At 32.9% G+C, this 21,623-nt stretch carries 24 protein-coding genes and 4 tRNA genes; 18 read left to right on the top strand and 10 right to left on the bottom strand.

Annotation, left to right across the window (positions count from 1 at the left end):
- The first annotated feature begins 17 nt into the window (after positions 1 to 17).
- From tsaD to NU08_RS02490, 9 genes are all read left to right on the top strand, one after another.
- A complete protein-coding gene (tsaD, locus tag NU08_RS02530) occupies positions 18 to 1,040 on the top strand; it encodes a tRNA (adenosine(37)-N6)-threonylcarbamoyltransferase complex transferase subunit TsaD (protein WP_129745714.1) in 1,023 nt (340 codons plus the stop codon).
- Positions 1,041 to 1,043: 3 nt separating this feature from the next.
- Entirely contained in the window at positions 1,044 to 1,748 is a 705-nt protein-coding gene (locus NU08_RS02525) for a 16S rRNA (uracil(1498)-N(3))-methyltransferase (protein ID WP_129745713.1), read from the top strand.
- Positions 1,749 to 1,862: 114 nt separating this feature from the next.
- A complete protein-coding gene (locus tag NU08_RS02520) occupies positions 1,863 to 2,501 on the top strand; it encodes a DUF4159 domain-containing protein (protein WP_129745712.1) in 639 nt (212 codons plus the stop codon).
- Positions 2,502 to 2,511: 10 nt separating this feature from the next.
- The gene (locus tag NU08_RS02515; RefSeq protein WP_129745711.1) at positions 2,512 to 3,009 is read left to right on the top strand and encodes a TrmH family RNA methyltransferase; all 498 of its coding nucleotides are present in this window, start codon (positions 2,512 to 2,514) and stop codon (positions 3,007 to 3,009) included.
- An 88-nt stretch (positions 3,010 to 3,097) separates the two neighbouring features.
- Positions 3,098 to 3,991, top strand: coding sequence for a hypothetical protein (locus NU08_RS02510; RefSeq protein WP_129745710.1), 894 nt, complete (start codon positions 3,098 to 3,100; stop codon positions 3,989 to 3,991).
- A gap of 312 nt (positions 3,992 to 4,303) precedes the next feature.
- Positions 4,304 to 5,266 (top strand): zinc metalloprotease, encoded by a 963-nt coding sequence (locus NU08_RS02505; RefSeq protein WP_129745709.1) that lies wholly within the window; start codon positions 4,304 to 4,306, stop codon positions 5,264 to 5,266.
- A gap of 105 nt (positions 5,267 to 5,371) precedes the next feature.
- Complete coding sequence (locus NU08_RS02500; protein ID WP_129745708.1) at positions 5,372 to 6,463, top strand: AI-2E family transporter; 1,092 nt, start codon at positions 5,372 to 5,374, stop codon at positions 6,461 to 6,463.
- Between the two features lie 2 nt (positions 6,464 to 6,465).
- Positions 6,466 to 7,647, top strand: a complete 1,182-nt coding sequence (locus tag NU08_RS02495) for a THUMP-like domain-containing protein (RefSeq protein ID WP_129745707.1) — start codon at positions 6,466 to 6,468, stop codon at positions 7,645 to 7,647.
- A 4-nt stretch (positions 7,648 to 7,651) separates the two neighbouring features.
- Positions 7,652 to 8,218: a hypothetical protein gene (locus tag NU08_RS02490; RefSeq protein WP_129745706.1), complete on the top strand. Its 567-nt coding sequence runs from the start codon at positions 7,652 to 7,654 to the stop codon at positions 8,216 to 8,218.
- On the opposite strand, the gene NU08_RS02485 is transcribed toward NU08_RS02490, so the two are convergent.
- The gene (locus NU08_RS02485; RefSeq protein WP_129745705.1) at positions 8,219 to 8,866 is read right to left on the bottom strand and encodes a M15 family metallopeptidase; all 648 of its coding nucleotides are present in this window, start codon (positions 8,864 to 8,866) and stop codon (positions 8,219 to 8,221) included. It lies immediately after the preceding gene.
- A 204-nt stretch (positions 8,867 to 9,070) separates the two neighbouring features.
- Here NU08_RS02485 and NU08_RS02480 point away from each other — a divergent pair, with 204 nt between their 5' ends.
- Positions 9,071 to 9,592: a hypothetical protein gene (locus NU08_RS02480; protein WP_129745704.1), complete on the top strand. Its 522-nt coding sequence runs from the start codon at positions 9,071 to 9,073 to the stop codon at positions 9,590 to 9,592.
- 57 nt (positions 9,593 to 9,649) lie between these two features.
- Here NU08_RS02480 and NU08_RS02475 read toward each other — a convergent pair whose 3' ends face one another.
- Positions 9,650 to 10,753, bottom strand: a complete 1,104-nt coding sequence (locus tag NU08_RS02475; RefSeq protein WP_129745703.1) for a fatty acid desaturase family protein — start codon at positions 10,751 to 10,753, stop codon at positions 9,650 to 9,652.
- 172 nt (positions 10,754 to 10,925) lie between these two features.
- Positions 10,926 to 11,252: a helix-turn-helix domain-containing protein gene (locus NU08_RS02470; protein WP_129745702.1), complete on the bottom strand. Its 327-nt coding sequence runs from the start codon at positions 11,250 to 11,252 to the stop codon at positions 10,926 to 10,928.
- Positions 11,253 to 11,371: 119 nt separating this feature from the next.
- On the opposite strand from NU08_RS02470, the gene NU08_RS02465 reads away from it, so the two are divergent.
- The 4 genes from NU08_RS02465 (at position 11,372) to NU08_RS02450 (ending at position 14,646) form a co-directional block, all read left to right on the top strand.
- Complete coding sequence (locus NU08_RS02465; RefSeq protein ID WP_129745701.1) at positions 11,372 to 11,647, top strand: hypothetical protein; 276 nt, start codon at positions 11,372 to 11,374, stop codon at positions 11,645 to 11,647.
- Between the two features lie 38 nt (positions 11,648 to 11,685).
- The gene (locus NU08_RS02460) at positions 11,686 to 11,889 is read left to right on the top strand and encodes a hypothetical protein (RefSeq protein ID WP_129745700.1); all 204 of its coding nucleotides are present in this window, start codon (positions 11,686 to 11,688) and stop codon (positions 11,887 to 11,889) included.
- A 185-nt stretch (positions 11,890 to 12,074) separates the two neighbouring features.
- A complete protein-coding gene (locus tag NU08_RS02455; RefSeq protein ID WP_129745699.1) occupies positions 12,075 to 13,844 on the top strand; it encodes a glycoside hydrolase family 9 protein in 1,770 nt (589 codons plus the stop codon).
- Positions 13,845 to 13,872: 28 nt separating this feature from the next.
- Positions 13,873 to 14,646: a ThuA domain-containing protein gene (locus NU08_RS02450; protein ID WP_129745698.1), complete on the top strand. Its 774-nt coding sequence runs from the start codon at positions 13,873 to 13,875 to the stop codon at positions 14,644 to 14,646.
- On the opposite strand, the gene NU08_RS02445 is transcribed toward NU08_RS02450, so the two are convergent.
- On the bottom strand, positions 14,647 to 16,923 hold the full coding sequence (locus NU08_RS02445) for a polyprenyl synthetase family protein (RefSeq protein ID WP_129745697.1): 2,277 nt from the start codon (positions 16,921 to 16,923) through the stop codon (positions 14,647 to 14,649).
- 207 nt (positions 16,924 to 17,130) lie between these two features.
- On the opposite strand from NU08_RS02445, the gene NU08_RS02440 reads away from it, so the two are divergent.
- A complete protein-coding gene (locus NU08_RS02440; RefSeq protein ID WP_129745696.1) occupies positions 17,131 to 17,574 on the top strand; it encodes a GNAT family N-acetyltransferase in 444 nt (147 codons plus the stop codon).
- A gap of 32 nt (positions 17,575 to 17,606) precedes the next feature.
- Here NU08_RS02440 and NU08_RS02435 read toward each other — a convergent pair whose 3' ends face one another.
- Positions 17,607 to 18,125 (bottom strand): STM3941 family protein, encoded by a 519-nt coding sequence (locus tag NU08_RS02435; protein ID WP_129745695.1) that lies wholly within the window; start codon positions 18,123 to 18,125, stop codon positions 17,607 to 17,609.
- 278 nt (positions 18,126 to 18,403) lie between these two features.
- Here NU08_RS02435 and NU08_RS22205 point away from each other — a divergent pair, with 278 nt between their 5' ends.
- Both NU08_RS22205 and NU08_RS02430 read left to right on the top strand, forming a co-directional pair.
- On the top strand, positions 18,404 to 18,574 hold the full coding sequence (locus NU08_RS22205) for a hypothetical protein (protein WP_165352391.1): 171 nt from the start codon (positions 18,404 to 18,406) through the stop codon (positions 18,572 to 18,574).
- A gap of 6 nt (positions 18,575 to 18,580) precedes the next feature.
- Positions 18,581 to 19,093 carry a PRC-barrel domain-containing protein gene (locus NU08_RS02430; protein ID WP_129745694.1) on the top strand — a complete coding sequence of 171 codons (513 nt, stop codon included), beginning with the start codon at positions 18,581 to 18,583 and terminating at the stop codon, positions 19,091 to 19,093.
- 87 nt (positions 19,094 to 19,180) lie between these two features.
- Here the strand turns inward: NU08_RS02430 and NU08_RS02425 are convergent, their stop codons facing one another.
- The 5 genes from NU08_RS02425 to NU08_RS02405 form a co-directional block, all read right to left on the bottom strand.
- Positions 19,181 to 19,693 (bottom strand): AAA family ATPase, encoded by a 513-nt coding sequence (locus NU08_RS02425; RefSeq protein ID WP_129745693.1) that lies wholly within the window; start codon positions 19,691 to 19,693, stop codon positions 19,181 to 19,183.
- 91 nt (positions 19,694 to 19,784) lie between these two features.
- Positions 19,785 to 19,858 (bottom strand) — tRNA-Arg (locus NU08_RS02420).
- Between the two features lie 82 nt (positions 19,859 to 19,940).
- A tRNA-Arg gene (locus NU08_RS02415) sits at positions 19,941 to 20,014 on the bottom strand.
- Positions 20,015 to 20,030: 16 nt separating this feature from the next.
- Positions 20,031 to 20,105, bottom strand: a tRNA-Pro gene (locus tag NU08_RS02410).
- A 14-nt stretch (positions 20,106 to 20,119) separates the two neighbouring features.
- Positions 20,120 to 20,203: transfer RNA gene (locus tag NU08_RS02405), tRNA-Ser, on the bottom strand.
- A gap of 238 nt (positions 20,204 to 20,441) precedes the next feature.
- Between NU08_RS02405 and NU08_RS02400 the strand changes: the two genes are divergently transcribed.
- Complete coding sequence (locus NU08_RS02400) at positions 20,442 to 21,620, top strand: acetyl-CoA C-acyltransferase (protein ID WP_129745692.1); 1,179 nt, start codon at positions 20,442 to 20,444, stop codon at positions 21,618 to 21,620.
- Positions 21,621 to 21,623 lie beyond the last annotated feature (3 nt).

Below are 21,623 nucleotides of genomic sequence, written 5' to 3'. Positions count from 1 at the left end.
AAAATTTGTGCCTTTATATGCAAAATCCAGAGGTTTTTATTCTAGCCATCGAAAGTTCATGCGATGATACTGCTGCCGCGGTTTTACATAACGACAAAGTATTGTCAAATGTTGTAGCCAATCAATTAATTCATAATCAATACGGAGGTGTTGTTCCCGAATTGGCTTCCCGAGCGCACCAGCAGAATATTGTCCCTGTGATAGATGCTGCACTTCGTAAAGCAAATGTACAAAAAGAACAGTTAAGCGCAATCGCATTTACACAAGGTCCAGGATTAATGGGCTCTTTATTGGTGGGAACTTCTTTCAGCAAATCATTATCATTGGCCTTAAATGTTCCATTAATTGCTGTAAATCACATGCATGCTCATATATTGGCTCATTTTATTGATGAAGAAGGCTACGACAAACCTGAATTTCCTTTTTTAGCTTTAACGATTAGCGGAGGACATACTCAGATTGTAAAAGTGAATAGTTTTTTTGATATGGAAATTATCGGAGAAACTACAGACGATGCTGTGGGAGAAGCATTTGATAAAAGCGCCAAAATTCTTGGACTTCCTTACCCTGGCGGACCTTTGATTGATAAATATGCGAAGGAAGGAAATCCAAAAGCATTTCCTTTTACAAAACCGAAAGTTCCGGGATTAGATTTTAGTTTCTCTGGATTAAAAACCGCTATTTTATATTTCATTCAAAAAAACAAACAGCAGAATCCGAATTTTATTGAAGAAAACTTGAATGACATTTGCGCTTCTATTCAGCATACCATTATCGAGATTCTGATGGATAAAATTAAACTGGCTGTAAAAGAAACCGGAATTACGCAAATTGCCATTGGCGGTGGAGTTTCAGCAAATTCAGGAATTAGAAATACTTTAAAAGAAACCGAAAGCAAATACGGCTGGAAAACTTTTATTCCGAAATTTGAATACACAACAGACAATGCTGCAATGATTGGAATTGTAGGTTATCAAAAATACTTATCTAATCGTTTTGAAACTTCTGCTGTGGTTTCTAAAGCAAGAATCGAATTTTAAATCATGCAGTTATTTTTTAATCCGAATATAAACGAAACAACAGAAAGCTTTTCTTTTGATAAAGAAGAAAGCCGTCATATTATAAAAGTTCTTAGAAAAAAAGACGGAGATATTCTGCACGTTACAAATGGCTCGGGATTATTGTTTGAAACGCAAATTACATTGGCTTCAGACAATAAATGCACCGTTGAAGTTCTTTCGATAAAAAATGCCGAGAAACCAAAATTTCACTTGCATTTGGCCGTGGCTCCAACTAAAATGAATGATCGCTTTGAATGGTTTTTGGAAAAAGCTACCGAAATTGGCATTCAAGAAATTACGCCTATTTTCTGCGATCGTTCTGAGCGAAAAGTCATTAATCGAGATCGTTTTGAAAAAATCATTCTTTCGGCAATGAAACAATGCAACGAAACGTTTCTTCCAAAATTGAATGAAGCCATTTCGTTTAAAGATTTTATCAAACAGCAGCAAAAAGGCTTGCAATTGATAGCGCATTGCGAAGAAACCGATAAAAAATCATTAAAAGAGGTTTTAAAGCCAAATGAAGATGTTACCATTTTAATTGGTCCCGAAGGTGATTTCTCCGAAAAGGAAATTGCTTTGGCATTAGAAAACAATTACAAACCTGTAACTTTAGGAAACACGCGCTTGAGAACAGAAACAGCTGCTGTTGTGGCTTGTCATAGTGTTGTTTTTTTTAATGAATAGTTACTAGACAACTTTATCATTGAAACCTACTAATCATTGTCGAGCTACTTGTGAAGATTTCTCCTTCGTCGAAATGACAAATAGTACGGTAAAGCCTTATAATTAAAAAATCAAATGAAAAAAATATTCTTTTTATTATTACTTTTTTCAATCTCTTCTTTTTCACAAGAAATTGCTTTGCTTAAATACAGTGGCGGCGGCGATTGGTATGCTAACCCAACTTCTTTGCCTAATTTGATCAGTTTTTGCAATGCTAATATTAATACACGTATCAAAAGCAAACCTTCGACTGTAGAACCAAGCAATCCAGATTTGTTTTCGTATCCGTTTGTGCACATGACGGGGCACGGAAATGTTGTTTTTAGCGATAGTGATGTAACCAATTTGAGAAATTATCTAACGGCTGGAGGTTTTCTGCATATCGATGATAATTACGGAATGGATCAGTTTATTCGAAAAGAAATCAAAAAGATATTTCCAAATAATAATTTAGTCGAAATTCCGGCAAATCATCCAATTTTTCAGAAACCGTTTACTTTTCCAAACGGATTGCCAAAAATTCACGAGCATGACGGAACGCGTCCGCAGGCTTTTGGAATTTTTATAGAAAATAAACTAGTATTACTTTACACTTACGAATGTGATTTGGGTGACGGCTGGGAAGATCCAGAAGTGCACAACGATCCTGCAAACGTAAGAGACAAAGCGCTTAAAATGGGTGCGAACATTATCAATTATATTTTTACCAATTAAATTTTAGAAAGTGCAGCTAACTCACGAAGAAAATCAATTTGAAAGAAAAACATTTCCCATTACTTTGGTATGCGATCATATTTACTTTCAGCAGAATATTGGTTCTTTGTTCCGAATTTCTGAAGCTTTCGGAGTTGAAAATATTATCTTTTTCGGAAAAGATATTCCGCTGACACCTCGTAAAATCAATAAAACTTCTCGCAGCACACATCTACATGTGCCTCATTCTATCATTGAAGACTATACAGATCTTCACTCCTATTTGACTGAAAATAATTTTGAAATTATTGCCTTAGAAATTACTTCAAACAGCAAACCTTTAAAAGAAGTTACAATTCCTTTCGACAAAAAAATTGCACTTTTAATTGGGAGCGAAATTAACGGAATATCAGACGAACTTCTAAAAATTTCTCACCAAATTGTGCATATCAATATGTTTGGTAAAAATAGCAGTATGAATGTTGTGCAAGCTGCAAGCATAGCGCTTTATGAGATTACTTCGTTATAAAAAATCTTTTTTTTAATTTTTAACTATAAATATTTTACTCCAAAAATACGTTATGTAATTTTGTTGTTTAATTTTTAATCATTTTAAAATGAAGTTGATTGATAATAAATTTTACGGTCTAAGAAAAAGCATTGTTTTTTATTTTTATCAGGATCCCAAGAAAGATATTATCAAAGAACTAATAAATGATTTTGTAGATTTTGTTAATCCTAGTTATTCCTCTTATAGATATTTAACTCACGATTTAAAAAATATTAATGGTAAGTGGCACGAACTTTTTAACAGCATAATAGATAAACATGATTTTGATAACGTTTGTACGTTATCTTTTACCGATTCTAACAAAAATCAATTACAAAAAAATTCTGTAAATTTTTTAATTCGAAATATTAAGAAAGAATTCCCAAATAAAACTCCTAATATAATTTACTTTGAGTTTGAAGAAAACATCTCATGGGAAGAAATTTATCATTTTATAAGCCATTCTTTCTATTCACTAACTTATTACTATGTAAGTGCTGGATACTCTTTGGCAGTAAATGATTATTTATATCCTAAAAGTACATCTTTAAGTGTAAAAGAATTACAACGTTCTAAAATCCTGAATAGTTTACATTTAACTTGGCGAAACAGTTCTTTTTTAGTTAATCTAAAAAATGGGATAGATGGTCCTAACATTATTCAAGCGCTCTGCAAAGAGTTATATCATAAACTCGGATTTAATACAATAAATGATGCTAACAAACAAAATATCCTGAATTATCAAGTTGGGGAAGATTACATCATAATAAATCTTCCTGAAACATTTGATTTACAAGAAGCCTATGATGATAAACAAATTTATAATATTGAGTTTAACGGAGAATTAATTGAAAAATATAAAAATCTAAATAAATTTTTAGAACCGATTTTAGTCCAATTTTCTAAACCTCAAATGTTTTGGAAAGAAGAGGAATGGTTGCTTTGGCAGAGTAGATTTTAAATATCTGTAAATCGAAAAGTCATTCTAAAAATTCTCTTCTAAAGATTTATTTCGATTTTCCCACCAATTTAATTGTCTGAATTTATCGTTAAACTACAGATAATCACGACAAACTACATTAAAAAAATAACAAAGAAAGAAAAAACTTATTAATATTTTTTATTCATTTTTTGTAAGAATCAGTATTTGTAAGGGTTTGTAAAATTTCTGACAAAATTTTCTTTGTAATATTTTTACATAACATTTTTTTGTTATAAAATTGCCGCATTATTCAACTAATCAACATTTTTATAACAAAAAACCCAATTTATTATGAAAAAAGTTATTATTACCACATTTGCAGCATTAATGCTGTTTGCTTGTCAAAATGAACAATCTGATTCTGCTAATGCAGATGCGAGCGTTGCTTCAAGAAGAGGTTGTGCAACACAAGAAGTTTTAGAAGCTCAATTGAAAGCCGATCCAACATTGGCAATTAGAATGAATGAAATCGAAACTTTTACTGCACAACACGCAGGTTCAAATTTTACTGGCCGTTTGGTAAATGGTAAAATCGAAATTCCAGTTGTAGTGAATGTTCTTTATAGAACTACAGCTGAAAATATTTCAAATGCACAAATTCAATCACAGATTGATGTGCTAAACAAAGATTTTAACGCGTTAAACTCAGATTACAATAATGTGCCAGCATTATTCGCAGGAGTTAAAGCAAACATCGGAATCTCTTTTGTTTTAGATCAAGTTATTAGAAAATCTACGACAAAAACTTCTTGGGGAACAAATGACGCTATGAAAAAAACAGCTCAAGGCGGAATTGCACCTACTTCTCCAACTACAAAACTAAACATGTGGTCATGCGTAATTGGTGGCGGAATTTTAGGTTATGCACAATTCCCTGGTGGCGCTTCTGCTACTGACGGAGTAGTGATCGATCCTAAATACTTTGGTTTATCTGGTTCTGCAAATGCGCCATTTAACTTAGGAAGAACAGCTACACATGAAGTAGGCCACTGGATGAACTTACGCCACATTTGGGGAGATGCAACTTGCGGAAGCGACCTTGTTGCTGATACTCCAACTCATAACACAGCAAACTACGGTGTTCCTGCTTACCCACACTATAGCACTTGCTCTGGAACACCTGTAGAAATGACAATGAACTACATGGATTATGTGGATGATGCTGCTATGTACATGTTCTCAACAGGTCAGAAAAATAGAATTGCTGCTATTTTTACAACTGGAGGCGCTAGAGCTTCTTTTGCACAACCATAATAAAAAAAAAAATAATTAAAGGCGAGATGAAATCATCTCGCCTTTTTTTGTTTATCACTAAATTTTAGAATGCTTTTTCCTATATTTATAGTCTAAATTTTAAGCATGATCACATCAAAAACTATTTCAAACGGAATATTAAGAGCTTTAGCAACCATATTAATAATTGGCATCGTTTTATATTTTTTATATGAAATCCAAACAGTAATTGTCTACTTGTGCATTTCGCTAATATTGTGTTTAATTGCAAATCCGATGGTCTTGTTTTTAAAAAACAAATTAAAATTCAGCAATTCTTTGGCGGCCACAACTACAATTATCTTTTTCATTTTTTTAATTGTGGGCTTCATATTATTGTTTGTCCCTTTAATTATTTCTCAAGCAAATAATTTGGCACTTCTTGACACGGCACATCTCCAAACTAAATTTATGGAAACAGAAACCCATCTTGAAGAATACTTTAATATTCAGCATATTGACTTAAATAAAATTATAAAAGATTCTAAGCTTACATCATTCTTAGATTTCAGCTACTTCACTGGTTTTATAAATTCGATTATCAATTTTATGGCTGATATGGGAATGGGATTGGTATCGGTTTTTTTCATCACTTTCTTTTTCATAAAAGATCAGGAAATTTTTAAAGATCAGGCAAGAAGAATCCTTCCTGATTCGAATGAAGATAAAATTTTGAATTCAATCACAAAAATTAATCACTTATTAACCCGATATTTTATTGGTCTCTTGCTACAATTAATTGTCGTATTTATTCTTTATCTTGTCGTATTGCTAATCTTCGGAAATAAAAATGCTTTTGTAATTGCCTTTTTATGTGCCATTCTAAACATAATTCCTTACTTAGGACCAATTATCGGAACAACTTTGGCTGCAATTTTAACTATGATCAGTATGATTGGACAAGATTTTCAATCTGAAATTTTACCAAAAACTATTTATGTTGTTATAGGCTTTTTATTGGTACAGGCAATTGACAACAATATTAGCCAGCCAATAATTTCGTCAAAAAGCGTAAATTCGCATCCGTTAGAAATATTCTTAGTTATATTAATCAGTGGTATTACGTTTGGAATTGTCGGAATGATAATCGCAATTCCAGCATTTACAATGATTAAAGTAATATTAAAAGAATTTTTCCCTGACAATAAAATCGTCTCCGTATTAACAGAAAGAATTTAGTTTTGAACAATCCTATTTTGCATCCAGAAATTCAAGAATATATAATTCAAAATACTGGTGCAGATATAACAAAATTGGCGCTGCAGAAAAATCCATTTCCAGAAGTGGACTGGATTTTAATTTTAAATCAAATTGAAGCGCGAACAAAAGCAAAGGAAAAACTTCCGACTTGGTTTGGTGCCGAGAATATCATTTATCCAAGTAAAATTTCTGTAGAACAAACCTCTTCAGAAAAAACTGCTGCTTACAAAGCTTCTTTAATTTCTGGCAAAACTTTAATTGATCTTACAGGAGGTTTTGGTGTTGATGATTATTATTTTTCAAAGAAATTTAAAGTTGTTGCGCATTGTGAAATTAATGAAGAATTATCTTCGATTGTCAAACATAATTTTCAACAATTAGAAATAAAAAATTGCTTTTGTTACCCAACCGATTCAATCAATATTTTACATGAATCTAAACTAAAATACGATTGGATTTATATTGATCCTTCGCGAAGAAATGACAGCAAAGGCAAAGTTTTTATGCTAAAAGACTGTCTTCCAAATGTTCCTGAATTGCTTGATTTCTATTTTGAAAAATCAGATTCCATTTTAATTAAAACTGCTCCTTTATTAGATATTTCAGCAGGATTATCAGAATTAAAAAATGTAAAGAACATTCACATTATCGCTCTAGAAAACGAAGTTAAAGAACTGCTTTTTGAAATTCACAAAGGTTATTCTGGTGAAATAACTTTAAAAACCGCTAACATTTTAAAAGAAAAAATAGAAACTTTTGAATTTGTTTTAGGCCGCGAAACAATATCGTTTTCTTACGGTTTACCTCAGCAATATCTTTACGAACCCAATGCCTCCATCATGAAATCTGGAGGTTTTGACGAAGTTAGCGCGACTTTTCAGATTAATAAACTGCATAAGCATTCGCATTTATATACTTCAGAAAATTTAATTGATTTTCCGGGAAGAAAATTTGAGGTTCAAAAAGTCATTTCATACAATAAAAATGAGATGAAAAATGAATTAGCCAATAAGCAAGCTAATATTACCACACGCAATTTTCCTGAGACCGTAGAAAACATCCGAAAGAAATGGAAAATAAAAAATGGAGGAAATTTGTATTGTTTTTTTACGACAGATGTAAAAGATAACAAAATAGTTTTAATTTGCACCAAAATAATCTAACGCAATGAAACAATTAATTACATTAACTCTTTTCTTATTAACGATTACCGCATTTGCCCAAAAACCTTGTGAATATAGTGTAAATGTAAATGATTCTATCGGATCTTATAAAATAACAAATGAATATTTGATGAGTGAGAAATATTTTGGCGGAAGCTTCAATTATATCTTCTTCTCTTTGGCTCAAACTGATGGTTTACCAACTCTAAACCTTCAATCCATCCAAAAAAGCAAAGATTTCATTAAAGCAAACTGTTTTGACAAAAACTCAAAAATATTTTTACAATTGGAGAATGGAAAGATTGTCACCTTAATGCATATCGATCAAGAAAATTGTGGTACACTTGTTCGTGATGAAAAAGGGTTTGATAACCGTATCAATACTGGGATTTTTATGTTTATGAAAGATAATTATGAGGAACTGAAAAAATCTCCAATTTCTATAATGCGAATTAAATACCTTACCAATACTGAAGATTATATTGTAAAACGCGAACTTAAATCTGAATTAACTGGAAAGGTAACAAATCCGAATGTCTATTTTATGGAAAATATTAGGTGCGTTGAATAATTAATCGCATTTCCATTTCTGGTTGGAAACATTATCTTTTAAACCTGTTTTTAAATTATAATGCCACCACTCAGAATCAAAAGAGTTAAAACCATTTTTAATCATGGTCTTTTTTAAATAAGCTCTATTAGAAAGAATTTCTTTTGAAAGCTGTTTAAAATTGTGACTCGCCATAATTCCAAAAAAATCAAAAGAAGTTCCCATATCCACTTCTTTTCCAGTTATATCAACCAAAGAAATATCTACGGCTCCTCCTCTATTATGGATGGAGCCTTTTTTTGGATCCGCAACATAAATTGGATTGGATACAATCTCCCACATTTTTTTTTGTATATCTAAAGGTCTGTAACAATCATATAATTTGATTTTATAACCTTTCTTCATAAAATCATTATTAGCGGCAATTAACGCTTTTACTGTTTTTAAACGAAGCATACATTCAGCACAGTCGTACACTTTTGTTTTCAAGAAATTGTCTTCGGTTGCATATTTCATATCATAAACAAAATCGTTGCTGTAGTCCCTCAGATTTACAAATGTAGTATCAGAAATTTTAACTTCTGCTGGAGAAGTGTAAGTTTCATTCTGGGCTTGTAAAAAGCTAATTCCTAAAAGAAAAAAGACTAAAATTTTGAAAGTATGATTCATTGTAAGACAATTTTAAAAATTGAAGTTAAACAAAAAATCTTAAAAATGGGTTCTTATGATAATATCTTAAATTTTGAAGTTTATTTTTTCAATTCAAAATCCGTCATAAATTACTTTCAAAACAAACATTATTTTTAATATCTTTATGAAAATTAGATCATTACAACCTTGCAAATTAAATTATTAATTCTAAAATCAGTCATTATGAATTATAGAACCAAATACATTTCAACAACTATTGTAAGCAGTTTAATCTTGTTTTCATGCAAAAAAGAAATCATAAAAGAAATTCCTACGACAGATTCCACCTCTATAAAAACTGAGGCTTTAAAGACAGACAGCACTACTTTAAACCCGAACGATTCTTTATATAATTTAGTAGATAAAAGTGTTGTTGGAATACAGTTTTTAACGAAAAGCAGTTTAGCTCCGAGATTAAAAAAATTATTAGGAACTGATTATGACCTGATGGTGAAAAACTGGAATACCGAAACCCCTTTTGAAAAACAAGATAATATTCTGCACGCTTGGGGCTGTAAACAGCATGACTGCAGCACTTATTCTTATGATTTGTACATTGACGTTAAAAACAATAAAATCAATGTTTACAAATTCTCTGAGTCAAAACTGACGGTTTTTAAAGAAGACAATTTTGACATTGAAATAAAAGGCAACTTCTTAAAAGATTTAAATATTAAAAAGGAGAATATCCAAAATAAAAAATAATGCAAGCATAAAAAAAAGCGGTTTTAAGAACCGCTTTTTTATTAAATATTCTGAGAGTTATATTTCTCCTGTAACTAAAATATTCTCTTTTACACCTTTGTCTTTTAGCATTCTAAAATGAGACCGAACAGCATGATAAAACGGATATGAAGTATATGGAAGATTATATTCTTCTGCATATCGTCTTATAATTGGCGTAATATAAGGATAGTAAGTATGTCCGACGGCAGGAAAAAGATGGTGCGCTACGTGGTGTGTAAATCCTCCGTAAAGAAAATTGGCCAGTTTGCTTTCTGTACTGAAATCTTTAGTCACAATCATTTGGTGCATTACCCAAGTATCTGAAAGATTTCCATCTTCATCGGTATGCGGAAAATGAGCATCTTCATCAACGTGCGTAGAAACCAATGCCACTACCCCAAGTGCACTACCGCATAAATGCATTGACAGCCACGCAAAAAGAACCATATACCAAGGCTGACTTAACAACATCATCGGGATAAAAAGCAAATAAATAAGATTGATAATCTTAGCGGCAAACAGTCTGTAAACTTCCTGTCTTGGTATTTTATCTACAACTTTCTTTACGTAATTATCTTTTGTGCCAAAGAAATCTTTAAAATCTCTAATATAAAGCCAGTTTAGGCTATAAAGAGGATAAATAAACCACATGTAAATGTGCTGATATTTATGATAATTAAAGAGCGGGCTATTTGGAAATATTCTGATAATATCACTCTGCTTGATATCTACATCCCAATCTGGCACGTTTGGATAAGCATGATGCAGACTTATATGACGCCGCATCCAAAGCCAATGATTGCTTCCAAAAAGTTCTAAAACATACAAAAACCATTCATTATGCTTTGGCTTTTTGAACAGAGCTCCATGTGCAGCATCATGAAATGCATTTATAAATAAAACGATCATTGTAACACCACACAGAATATAAAAAAGAAATAATAAAGGCGTCTGGTTGCCAAAAATTAAAATACAGGCGTAGAACAAAAAAAATACTGCCAGAAGCCCTAAAGACTTCACAACATTTAATACATACAAAGACGAGTTTTTTAAGACCGTTTCATTCACTTCTAAACGCATCTTTTTAAAAAAATCATCTGCTCCTGGTTTAACATAAACCGGTCGTTTTAATTTTTCCATATTGGTTACTGCTAGAAATTGTTAATCAAATTTAGTAAAAAAAAACTTAAACTGTAAGCGTAGATTCAAATAAAAAAGGAGTATTTTAAACAAAAAAACCACTCAAAAAGAGTGGTTTAAATTAATGCTGTGACATTTAAAATTGTTAGATTTTTTTTTGGAAAAAAATTTATTATTCCTCAAACTTTGTGTCTGCCAGTCGCAGGCGAATATTATGAATACGTCCTTCAATTTCTTGCAAGTCATTCAAGATATTCTGCTTCTCATATACTGGGCCAACTTCATTAACCTTATTTTGCTCATCGGCAAAAAGATCATTCAAATCCACATCTGGAAAATTTTTACTTAAGCTAATAATAAATTCAGAACCAATACTAGCCGTTCCATGTAAATACCTTCCAATCATTGCTGGGCTAAATCCTAAAATTGCCCCAACTTCCTTTTGCTTTAATCCTTTATCCTTAAAGAATTTGCTTAGTTTCTCGTGATACATCATCATTAAAATTCAAACAAAATATAGATATAATATATTTTTTAACATTAAAAAGAATAAATAATATAATATTATTCTTACATTTACCCGTAATAAAATACATACAAATAATTATTAGCAAATATATGTCAAAATTAATCAATAATAGCAATTTTAAAGAAGATAATTCTCACAATATAAAAGCTTATGAATTTATAGATAAGCATTTACCTGTAACATATGTTGATCTTACTATTGCATGTATCGTGAAAAAAGGACAACCGGCTCCCAGTAAAGCCTTAATTAGAAATGTAAGGAACAAAACTATACTGAGAAACGATATTTTACTAGCATTAGTAGAGGTCGCAAACGAAAACAAACAGGCAATAGAGAAAATAAAACTCCTTATCTCTCAATCTTAAATATATTATTTGGCCATTTTTAACCAAAGTTTGATTCTATGACAAACCAAAATACCAATAAAAACGAAAACAACCAACCAGATACCATTCAAAACCAATTTGAAATCTCATCTGTAAATAAAATAGATCTAGAATATATTCCTCGTTTATACGGAATGAGCCTTGAACAATATAAAGAAGGCTTAGAAATACACTGTAAATGTTTTAATCAGATGGAAAAAGTGAAAAGGATAGTGCATTAAAATAATCCAAAACTGCTCTCAAAAATCACATCAAATACACATCATTGGTTTTTAAATTTTAGCACAAACCCTCATAAAACTTGTTTCCATTCTAAATGTCAGTTTTTAGTGCATGATCTTTTAACTTAGAAAAAATGGCTCTTTTTTGTAATTTGCCCTTTCTACAAGCGAAAAAACAAAAAATCATGCTAAAACTCAGAAAACAATTAAGATGCATTCTAATAGTTTTGTTCCTTTCTATTTCGGCTTATAGCAAAACTATCATACATGTAAACCAAGTAGGCTTTGATCCAAAAAGCCCAAAAATTGCTATTATTGAATATAACAGCAATCTTTTGAATTCAACTTTTGACATTATAGATGCTGATTCTGAAAAGACAGTTTTCACTTCTAAAATTGGAAATGCAGAAAGTGTTGAAGACTGGAAATTGGGCAATTTTTATTATAAAGCCGATTTTTCGTCTTTTCAAAAACCAGGAAATTATAAAGTAAAGCTCAAAATTGACGGTCAATTTTATACTTCCGCCCATTTTTCTATTGAAGAAGATATATTGGCGAAACGCACTATTTCTTCGATAGTACATTATTACAATAAACAAAGAGCCAACACACCCGAAGAACTTGAAGCCGACAAAAACATGTTGTTGTTTGGAAGCACAAAAAAAGTAGACGTTCACGGCGGATGGTGTGATGCATCTGGAGATGTGAGCAAATATTTTTCGCATTTAGCCTACGCTAATTTTGTGTCGCCACAGCAGACGCCTTTGGTAACTTGGTCTCTTATAAATACGTCTGAAACCATTTCAAAAAAACTGACCCAATGGAAAATAAAAGATTCTTTGGATAATGAAGCCACTTGGGGAGCCGATTATATGATGCGCTGTCTTTCTGATGAAGATTATTTTTATATGATTGTTTTCAGCTATTTTGACAAAAACCCTTCAGCTAGAAGAATTGTTGGATTAAAAGCCAATAGTGTTACTACTGACGAATATCAATCTGCTTTTCGCGAAGGCGCGGGAATGGCAATAGCTTCACTTGCTAGAATTTCAAAATGGAATAAAAGCGGAGATTTTACTTCAAAACAATATTTGGATGGAGCAAAACGAGCTTATGCACATCTTTTAATCAATAACACCAAATATGATGACGACAGAAAAGAAAACATCATAGACGATTATTGTGCTTTGATGGCGGCAACAGAATTATGGATCGCTACCGATGAAAATTTTTATAAAGATGAAGCCAGAAAATGGGCACACAAACTTGAAAACCGAATGACGGATAAAGGCTGGTTTAGAAGCAATGACGGAAATCGTCCGTTTTGGCATGCAGCCGATGCAGGTTTACCTGTTGTGGCATTAACTAGATATCTAAAAAAAGAGTCTGACAGCAAAGAAAGAACTGCGGCAGAAAATGTGATCAAAAAAGCTTTAGAATACAATTTAGCTGTTACAAACAATGTCGCTAATCCGTTTGGTTATGCTAGGCAAAGTTTTTTATTCAATGATAAAATTCAAGACGGATTTTTTATTCCGCATGATAATGAAACTGGCTGGTGGTGGCAGGGCGAAAATGCCAGACTAGCTTCGTTGGCAACTGCAGCAATAGAAGGCGGAAAAGGTATTTCACTGCAAAAAAATAACAGCACAAAAAAATCGCTCGATTTGTATGCGTCACAGCAACTATCTTGGATTTTAGGATGCAATCCGTATTCTATGTGCTTTTTGTACAAATTTGGAGAGAACAATGTTCCTTATATGCATTCTAATTACGGTCATGGATCGGAAAAAGGCGGTATTTCTAACGGAATTACAGGCAAAGATGGAAACGGTGACGGTTCTGGAATTGATTTTAAAATGGAAGACAAGGGGAACGAATGGCGCTGGACCGAACAATGGATTCCGCATTCTGCATGGTTTTTACAAGCTATCACCGCAATGGTTGAGCCATAATTTAATTCATCATTACAAAATTGCTTTCATGAAAAACTCAATAGTATTCATTTTACTTATTTTAAACTGTTTCTTGTTGCAGGACTGTCTGGCTCAAAAACAGAAAAAAACACGTTTTAAAGCTTTAGTTTTATACGAAAATGGCGGACATCATCTTCCGTTTACCAAAGCCGCAAAACCTTGGCTGAACAAACTCGCCATTGACAGCAGTTTTACCATTGATTATATCGAAAACACCAAAACAATCAATGAAGCACTTTTAAAACAATATCAGGTTTTTATACAACTAGATTATCCTCCTTATACTTGGAGCGAAGAATCGATGCAGGCGTTTGAGAAATATATGAAAAGTGGAAAAGGCGGTTGGGTTGGGTTACATCATGCTACTTTACTTGGTGAATTTGATGGATATCCAATGTGGAAATGGTTTTCTGATTTTATGGGCGGAATCAGATTTGTAAATTACATTCCAAATTTTGCAAGCGGAAAAGTAAATATCGAAGATAAATCTCATCCTATCACTAAAGGAATTCCTTCTGATTTTCTTATTCAAAAAGAAGAATGGTACACTTATGATCAAAGCCCTAGACAAAATGTTCATGTTTTGGCTTCAGTTGATGAATCTACCTATCAGCCTGATTCAAAAATAAAAATGGGAGATCATCCTGTGGTGTGGACAAACGATCATTTTGCTTCACGAAATGTTTATATTTTTATGGGACACGCACCAGAATTATTTCAAAACGAAGCATACACTACCCTACTTCGAAATTCTATTTTCTGGGCAGCAAGCAAAAAATAATTACTCTATTTTCAACGCATACCAGCCAAATGTTCGTAATTTAATTTTAAAAAAAGAATCAGCTATAATTTTGTCTACTTCTTTCCAAGCTCCTTCCATAAGCTCTTCGGCCTCTTTGCGACATTCATGAATCGCGCCACAATCTTCCAGCAAAACGATTACTGATTTTATTATCTCATGATCTTTAGGCAAGGTTTGAATAGTCTTCCAAATATATTCCCTTTTATCTAGAGGCAATAAGCGCATTGATTTTGCAACTGGCATAGTTATTTTTCCTGCTGTAATATCCTCTCCTTTATCTTTCAAATTGTTTTCATAGCCTTCCAAATTAAGCACATCATCCATTATTTGATAAGCAACCCCAATCGCTTCAAAAAAATTTCCCAATGCATCTATTTCTTCTTCGTTTCCTCCTCCTATGATAGCTCCCATTTTAGCTAATGTACAAGCAGGAGCTGCGGTTTTTAAGCGATGAATTGTATAAATTCTTTTTTCAAGCACAGAACTATCCCCACTATTCACGACCTCAGGCATGAACGAATGAAGACCACTTATATCCATTGCTTGTCCTGCATGGGCAACACGCATCATTTCAAAATACATTTCATATACTTTTAAACGGGTTTGATCTGCAAGCTTTGGACTGTATGTAAACAATTCTCCAATAAAATAACATACATTCCCCGCATTAATAGCAAGCGCTTCTCCATATAAATGATGAAGAGCAGTTCCTCCTCTTCTTGTATCAGACCGATCCTGTACATCATCTACAATCAATGATCCTGTATGGATAAGTTCTGGCATAGCAAGCCAATCTATAAATGGTTGAGAATTTCCGCCAACGGCATCCATACAGGCTAGGAAAACATAAGAACGCCACGCTTTTTTACTACGATCTACTACTTCACGAATAGGCTTAATTACAGACGAAATATATTGCTCTTTATCTTCAGATGTAAAAAAATCAATCCCCAAAGGACTATCAACTAATCTGTAGAATTGATCGTCAGTGGGATTTAAAGGCAACAGGGATTCTACCGACTTTTGAGTAGCTTTTCCAATACCCTTTAAAAAATTTTCAATATTATCATTGGTATTAAACCCATTTCTCTCTATGTATCCACATCCCGAAACTTGAGTTCCCATAAAATTTCCTGTAACGCTTACAGATCCCTCCCACAATGCAGGCGGAGAAAGAATGGTAATAAATTCTTGTTCAGGAAAATTAGCTGTTATAGAAAGATAAATATTCATTTCTGGAATTTCAAATTTCCATGAAATTGGGTAGGATACAAAAGTTCCACTACTTGTCCAGTATTCTTCAGGAACAAAACTAAAATCTTCTATACTGCTTTCGTTTCCATCTTTGTCAATGACAATTACAGTTCCTCCCAAAGGTTTCCCATTGTCTGTATTATCAAAAAGATTATAAGCCGATATTTGACAATCATTATCCATTTGCAATGCAGCCCAATTCCATGCTACATCGTGTTTAAATTCTATTGCCGATGTTTCTTCTGCCGAACCACTAAACTCATGATCGTACCAACCGCTTCCTTTAACTTCATAAATCTCATCCCCTATTTTAATTTCCCCTCGGGCAATGCATTTCGGAATAAAATAATAAAACATATCTTCTTTTCTGATACCTCTAACCAATCCGTCCTTTCCGTGTCTTATTGGTTTTGTTAAAGGAACAAATTCAATATCGCACGTAATCCCATCAGATAAATTCTCAAGTTTTAAATGATAATTATTCTGATCATCTTTTTTAAAAGAGTTTCCATCATATTCAAGTAAAAGATCTTTTATTCCTACTTTAGCCGGTTCTTTTAAAAGTTTGTCTGGAAGTGGCAAATTCCCTTTTTCATATACCTCTTTTAAGGCGCGACGAACTAATTTATTTCCAACATTCTTTCCTTCATTTCTTTTAATAATTTTCAAAATTTCGGTTGGAGTTTCCTTATCAAGAAGAGAGTTTGAATAATATTTCCCATCTGTCAAATCTGACAGTGACCATATCATTGAATGCGTATGCTTGTAATCTCCGTACTCATCTTTTCCGAGAGTCAATCTAAAAAAAGAAGCAAATAACGAAAGCTTTTTACCTTCTTTTGAAACAACATGACAATTAAGATACCACCATTCTATAACAGAACCATAATGCGGTAAGTCGTGTATATTTAAATCAATAAATCCCTCTTTAGGCCATGTTGAAGGATAATTTTCTAAAATAACTTTAAAATTCGTTTCTTGAGTAGATAATTCTTCTTTCATAGCGTCAGAGATTAGTTGTAGTTATTTTCTTAAGAATAAAATTAAAGAAAAAAGAAACATATATACCTAAAAAACAATTACTTAACATTCAAATAACATATTTAAACTGCATAAAGGCTTGAACCATTTAGAAAATAAGCCCATTATTTAAATATTACACATAATTGCTATTTTTGCCAGTCATCAAAAAATTAAACAATCAAGACTGTGATTCAAAAAGTAAATAAAACAGAATATCCTGAACTGATTTCGGTTTGGAAATCTTCGGTAAAAGCGACACATGATTTCTTAAAACCTGAAGATTTTATATTTTACAAAGAGCTTATTCCAAACTTTTTTGACAATGTTTCTTTGCACTGCATAAAAAATGACCAACAACAAATTATTGGTTTTGTCGGAACTCATGAAGAAAACTTAGAAATGTTGTTTGTAACGGCAGACCAAATAGGAAAAGGAATTGGTAAAGAACTATTATTGTATGCTATTGAAGAGCTTAAAATCTCGAAAGTTGATGTAAATAAAGATAATCTAACTGCCACAGCGTTTTACAAACGTTTTGGATTTGAGATAAAATCTACCTCTGATTTAGACGGCTGCGGAAAACCTTATCCAATTTTGCATTTAGAACTAACAAAAGAGCCACTTCATTAAAGTGGCTCTTTAAATTTTATAAAAAACTATTTTTATTTTTTCCAGTATTTTAAAAACAGCTTATACAATTCATCTGCATTAATTTCAATTTCTGAAGCCGAATACATTATATTCAATTTCGAGTTTTGCTCGTCATAAGCCATTTTCCAAAGAAATTTAGAAACACGGCCATCATACTTAGATATATTGTCAATAGTTATGGCTACCAAAGTATCTCCTCCTACTTTATGCAATTGCACATCGGTAACATCTTGCCATTCAATTCTTCCAAAAGCTTTAGCCACTGGAGTTGTCCTTCCAGAAAAACCATTTGCATCTATTTGAATTAAAGGAGATTTGTCTTTTATACTGGCAAGCATTTTAAATATCAAAACAAGCATTATCAAAAGAATAGCACCAGTAGCAATAGATAGTTTAATTTTAAATACTCCATCAAAGGCTCCTATTCCGTATAAAAATGCAATCGCCAATAAAAGACTTAATGCACTAGCATATAAAAGCAGACTTCTTGTTTTCTTGGCGTTTCGGTAAAACTTTATTTCTTCATTCATGGGGCGTAGTAAAAAATTTTATTTGTTATTAGAATAAAAAATGAAGAAGCAATTTAGTGCAAAATATTTTAAGAAAGCAAGAAATGCCCGTAAACATTGGGCATTATTAAAATCATCACAAGATCAAATAAACATATTTCAGGCAATTAGATCTACAAAAATCTCTTTTCAGCTAACTGGGAATTGTATAAATTCTATCTAAAATTAAATACTTACCAAGGCTTTCCTCATTTGTACCTTTATTATAAAATTAAATATTTACAATAAAAATATAGGTTATGGCAGAAATTAAAATTGAGAAAAAGAAGCCAATTTGGCCATGGATTGTAGCAGTCCTATTAATCTCTGCACTTGTATACTATGTCTTTTTGAGAGATGATCAAGTGCAAAACGAAAACAGAATGGAAATCGAAAACAATTCAAGTGCAGATAGCACAGCAAATTATTAAGAAACTATGGAAAATAAAGATAGAAATTTATACAGATTAGACGAGCTTTCTGATTATAAAGTTGCCTCAAACTATTCTGATGTAAGAGGTTGGAAAATTGTAGATGCAGACAACCGCACAATAGGAAAAATTGATAACCTTTGGGTTAATAAAGATATGCAACGCGTTGTTTATTTAGACGTTAATTTGGACAAAGGATTAATTGAAGACAGTCGTAATGAAGTACATGATGCAATTGCGAATGAAAATGGAAAGGAATTTATCTATAAAGATGGAGACAGCCACATTATTATACCAATCGGTTCTGTGAGTATAAATAAAGACACTAAAATTGTCATGGCCAACAATATTGGATATGACACATTTAGAAAAACAAGCAGATATAACTGGCAAAATGATTTTGATAGGGAGTACGAAAGAAGAGTACTGAATTCTTATTATCCTACTGAAGAATCGCGCATTGCTTCTGAAAGTAATGACGATACTTTTTACAAACGAAGAGAATTTGACAATTATTGACAAATGCAATTTTCATTAAAAACAAATGTTACAAACGAATAAAGACCAAGCGTTCAAGAATGTTTGGTCTTTATTTATTTTATCTCTTTAATGTTCTATTTTATTTTGAATTTGATTTAATCTTTCAGATAAATTTCCGTTTACTTCAATTACTTCCAAATCAAAATCATCAATTAATTCTCTGATAATATCATTTACTTCATAACTCAGTTCAGGCAAATCAGAGGCTGAGCACAAAATTCGATCTGGCTTTTCAATTGGAACAAATACAAAAACGTCAATTTCTTTAATTGAATTCTGAATTTTATTAAATATTGACGAAAAATTTAATTTATCATCGACCGCTAAAGCATATGCCAAAAGATCAATTGAACAGCGGTCAAAAATAGCGTTTCTGTTACTTCTTACAATTTGCTTTAAAGAATGTTCTAACTGGATCATATAATCATCTGCAGTAGGCATTTCAGAAAAATCAAAACCCATTTCCTGCAGTTCAAAATACGGTTCTGAATAAAACTCATAATCAGAAAGAGTTTCATGCAGTTTTTCTGCCAATGTCGTTTTTCCAACCTTATGAGCTCCAAGTATTGCTATTCTCATACCATTAATATTTTTTAACCATGAACAACTAAAAATAAGCAAAATAGGTACAAAACAAAAAAGGATGATCAAAAATGATCATCCTATAAAGTGATCCCAGAAGGATTCGAACCTTCGACCTACGCATTAGAAGTGCGTTGCTCTATCCAGCTGAGCTATGGAACCATTATTTTAAGATTTCTATGGAATAGAAATCAGAACTAATTACATAAAAACAAAAAAGTCACTCTATTTGAGTGACTCTTTGTGAACGCAGAAGGATTCGAACCTTCGACCGCCTGCTTAGAAGGCAGGTGCTCTATCCAGCTGAGCTATGCGTCCATTATTTCAATTGTAGTCGGGGTGGCAGGATTCGAACCTGCGGCCTCCTGCTCCCAAAGCAGGCGCGATAACCGGGCTACGCTACACCCCGAGGCAAAATTTAAGCGGAGAGACAGGGACTCGAACCCTGGCGACGGTTACCCGTCGACAGATTAGCAATCTGCTCCATTACCGCTCTGGCACCTCTCCTTGCTAGTGGAATTGCTTCCGTTTTGCGAGTGCAAATGTATAACAACATTCCTTTTCTCACAAGCTTTTTTTTGAGTTTTTTTAGTTTTTTTTTATCTTTTTTCAAAAACACTTCACAATCAAACAAATAGAATTAACAAAAATTTCACCTTAAATTTAAAATTCACCTATTCAATACAAAATTTGAATTTATTCAAATAAACAGTAAATTTGCTTACTAACTATTATTAAACAGAAAATGAACAAAAGAGTTGTTATCGTTTCTGCCGTTAGAACACCTATCGGAAGTTTCATGGGCGGGTTATCTACTGTACCTGCACCAAAATTAGGCGCTGCTGCTATAAAAGGAGCCCTTTCAAAAATTAACCTTGACCCAAAATTAGTCGATGAAGTTTTCATGGGGAATGTAATTCAGGCAGGTGTTGGACAAGCTCCGGCTCGCCAAGCAGCACTTTTTGCTGGTCTGTCTGAAGAAGTTGTGGCTACCACAGTAAACAAAGTTTGTGCTTCTGGAATGAAAGCCGTGATGTTTGCTGCACAGTCAATAGCATGCGGCGACGCTGAAATTGTAGTAGCGGGCGGAATGGAAAGCATGAGCTTGATTCCACACTATGTGCAAATGCGTGCTGGAAACAAATTTGGCCCAGCAACTATGCTTGACGGAATGCAGAAAGATGGCTTAACAGATGCTTATGACAACAACGCAATGGGAGTTTGCGCTGATCTATGTGCATCTGAATACAAAATCAGCCGTGAAGAACAAGATGCTTTCGCTATCCAATCATACGAAAGAAGTGCTAAAGCTTGGGACGGTGGAAAATTCGACAACGAAGTTGTTCCTGTTGAAGTTCCTCAAAGACGAGGTGAACCAATCGTATTTTCAAAAGACGAAGAATATACTAATGTGAAATTAGAAAAGATTCCATCTTTAGCGCCAGTTTTCACAAAAGACGGAACTGTAACCGCTGCAAATGCCTCAACAATCAACGATGGAGCAGCTGCTTTAGTTTTAATGTCCGAAGAAAAAGCAAATGCTTTAGGATTAAAGCCTCTTGCTTACATAAAAGGCTACGCAGATGCGGCTCAAGAACCAAAATGGTTTACAACAAGTCCGGCAAAAGCATTACCAAAAGCTTTAGACAAAGCAGGAATTTCAATCTCAGATGTTGATTTCTTCGAATTTAACGAAGCTTTCTCTGTTGTTGGATTAGCCAATGCAAAAATATTAAACCTTGATAACAATAAAGTAAACGTAAACGGTGGCGCTGTTTCTTTAGGACATCCTCTTGGAGCTTCTGGAGCACGTATTATTGTAACTTTACTAAATGTTTTAGAACAAAACAATGCAAAAACTGGAGCTGCTGCAATCTGCAACGGTGGCGGTGGCGCATCGGCAATTGTTATCGAAAGAGCATAAAAC

The sequence above is a fragment of the Flavobacterium anhuiense genome, assembly GCF_004151235.1.
Lineage (GTDB): Bacteria > Bacteroidota > Bacteroidia > Flavobacteriales > Flavobacteriaceae > Flavobacterium > Flavobacterium anhuiense_A.
Note: the sequence above shows the minus strand (reverse complement) of the source record. Positions and strands in the feature narration are given on the sequence as shown.

What these genes read in the sequence shown, in the direction of transcription:
- tsaD (WP_129745714.1), top strand. Translation starts at nt 18, where the DNA reads ATGCAAAATCCAGAGGTTTTTATTCTAGCCATCGAAAGTTCATGCGAT.
- NU08_RS02525 (WP_129745713.1), top strand. Translation starts at nt 1,044, where the DNA reads ATGCAGTTATTTTTTAATCCGAATATAAACGAAACAACAGAAAGCTTT.
- NU08_RS02520 (WP_129745712.1), top strand. Translation starts at nt 1,863, where the DNA reads ATGAAAAAAATATTCTTTTTATTATTACTTTTTTCAATCTCTTCTTTT.
- NU08_RS02510 (WP_129745710.1), top strand. Translation starts at nt 3,098, where the DNA reads ATGAAGTTGATTGATAATAAATTTTACGGTCTAAGAAAAAGCATTGTT.
- NU08_RS02505 (WP_129745709.1), top strand. Translation starts at nt 4,304, where the DNA reads ATGAAAAAAGTTATTATTACCACATTTGCAGCATTAATGCTGTTTGCT.
- NU08_RS02500 (WP_129745708.1), top strand. Translation starts at nt 5,372, where the DNA reads ATGATCACATCAAAAACTATTTCAAACGGAATATTAAGAGCTTTAGCA.
- NU08_RS02490 (WP_129745706.1), top strand. Translation starts at nt 7,652, where the DNA reads ATGAAACAATTAATTACATTAACTCTTTTCTTATTAACGATTACCGCA.
- NU08_RS02485 (WP_129745705.1), bottom strand. Translation starts at nt 8,866, where the DNA reads ATGAATCATACTTTCAAAATTTTAGTCTTTTTTCTTTTAGGAATTAGC.
- NU08_RS02480 (WP_129745704.1), top strand. Translation starts at nt 9,071, where the DNA reads ATGAATTATAGAACCAAATACATTTCAACAACTATTGTAAGCAGTTTA.
- NU08_RS02475 (WP_129745703.1), bottom strand. Translation starts at nt 10,753, where the DNA reads ATGGAAAAATTAAAACGACCGGTTTATGTTAAACCAGGAGCAGATGAT.
- NU08_RS02470 (WP_129745702.1), bottom strand. Translation starts at nt 11,252, where the DNA reads ATGATGATGTATCACGAGAAACTAAGCAAATTCTTTAAGGATAAAGGA.
- NU08_RS02465 (WP_129745701.1), top strand. Translation starts at nt 11,372, where the DNA reads ATGTCAAAATTAATCAATAATAGCAATTTTAAAGAAGATAATTCTCAC.
- NU08_RS02460 (WP_129745700.1), top strand. Translation starts at nt 11,686, where the DNA reads ATGACAAACCAAAATACCAATAAAAACGAAAACAACCAACCAGATACC.
- NU08_RS02455 (WP_129745699.1), top strand. Translation starts at nt 12,075, where the DNA reads ATGCTAAAACTCAGAAAACAATTAAGATGCATTCTAATAGTTTTGTTC.
- NU08_RS02450 (WP_129745698.1), top strand. Translation starts at nt 13,873, where the DNA reads ATGAAAAACTCAATAGTATTCATTTTACTTATTTTAAACTGTTTCTTG.
- NU08_RS02445 (WP_129745697.1), bottom strand. Translation starts at nt 16,923, where the DNA reads ATGAAAGAAGAATTATCTACTCAAGAAACGAATTTTAAAGTTATTTTA.
- NU08_RS02435 (WP_129745695.1), bottom strand. Translation starts at nt 18,125, where the DNA reads ATGAATGAAGAAATAAAGTTTTACCGAAACGCCAAGAAAACAAGAAGT.
- NU08_RS22205 (WP_165352391.1), top strand. Translation starts at nt 18,404, where the DNA reads ATGGCAGAAATTAAAATTGAGAAAAAGAAGCCAATTTGGCCATGGATT.
- NU08_RS02430 (WP_129745694.1), top strand. Translation starts at nt 18,581, where the DNA reads ATGGAAAATAAAGATAGAAATTTATACAGATTAGACGAGCTTTCTGAT.
- NU08_RS02425 (WP_129745693.1), bottom strand. Translation starts at nt 19,693, where the DNA reads ATGAGAATAGCAATACTTGGAGCTCATAAGGTTGGAAAAACGACATTG.
- NU08_RS02400 (WP_129745692.1), top strand. Translation starts at nt 20,442, where the DNA reads ATGAACAAAAGAGTTGTTATCGTTTCTGCCGTTAGAACACCTATCGGA.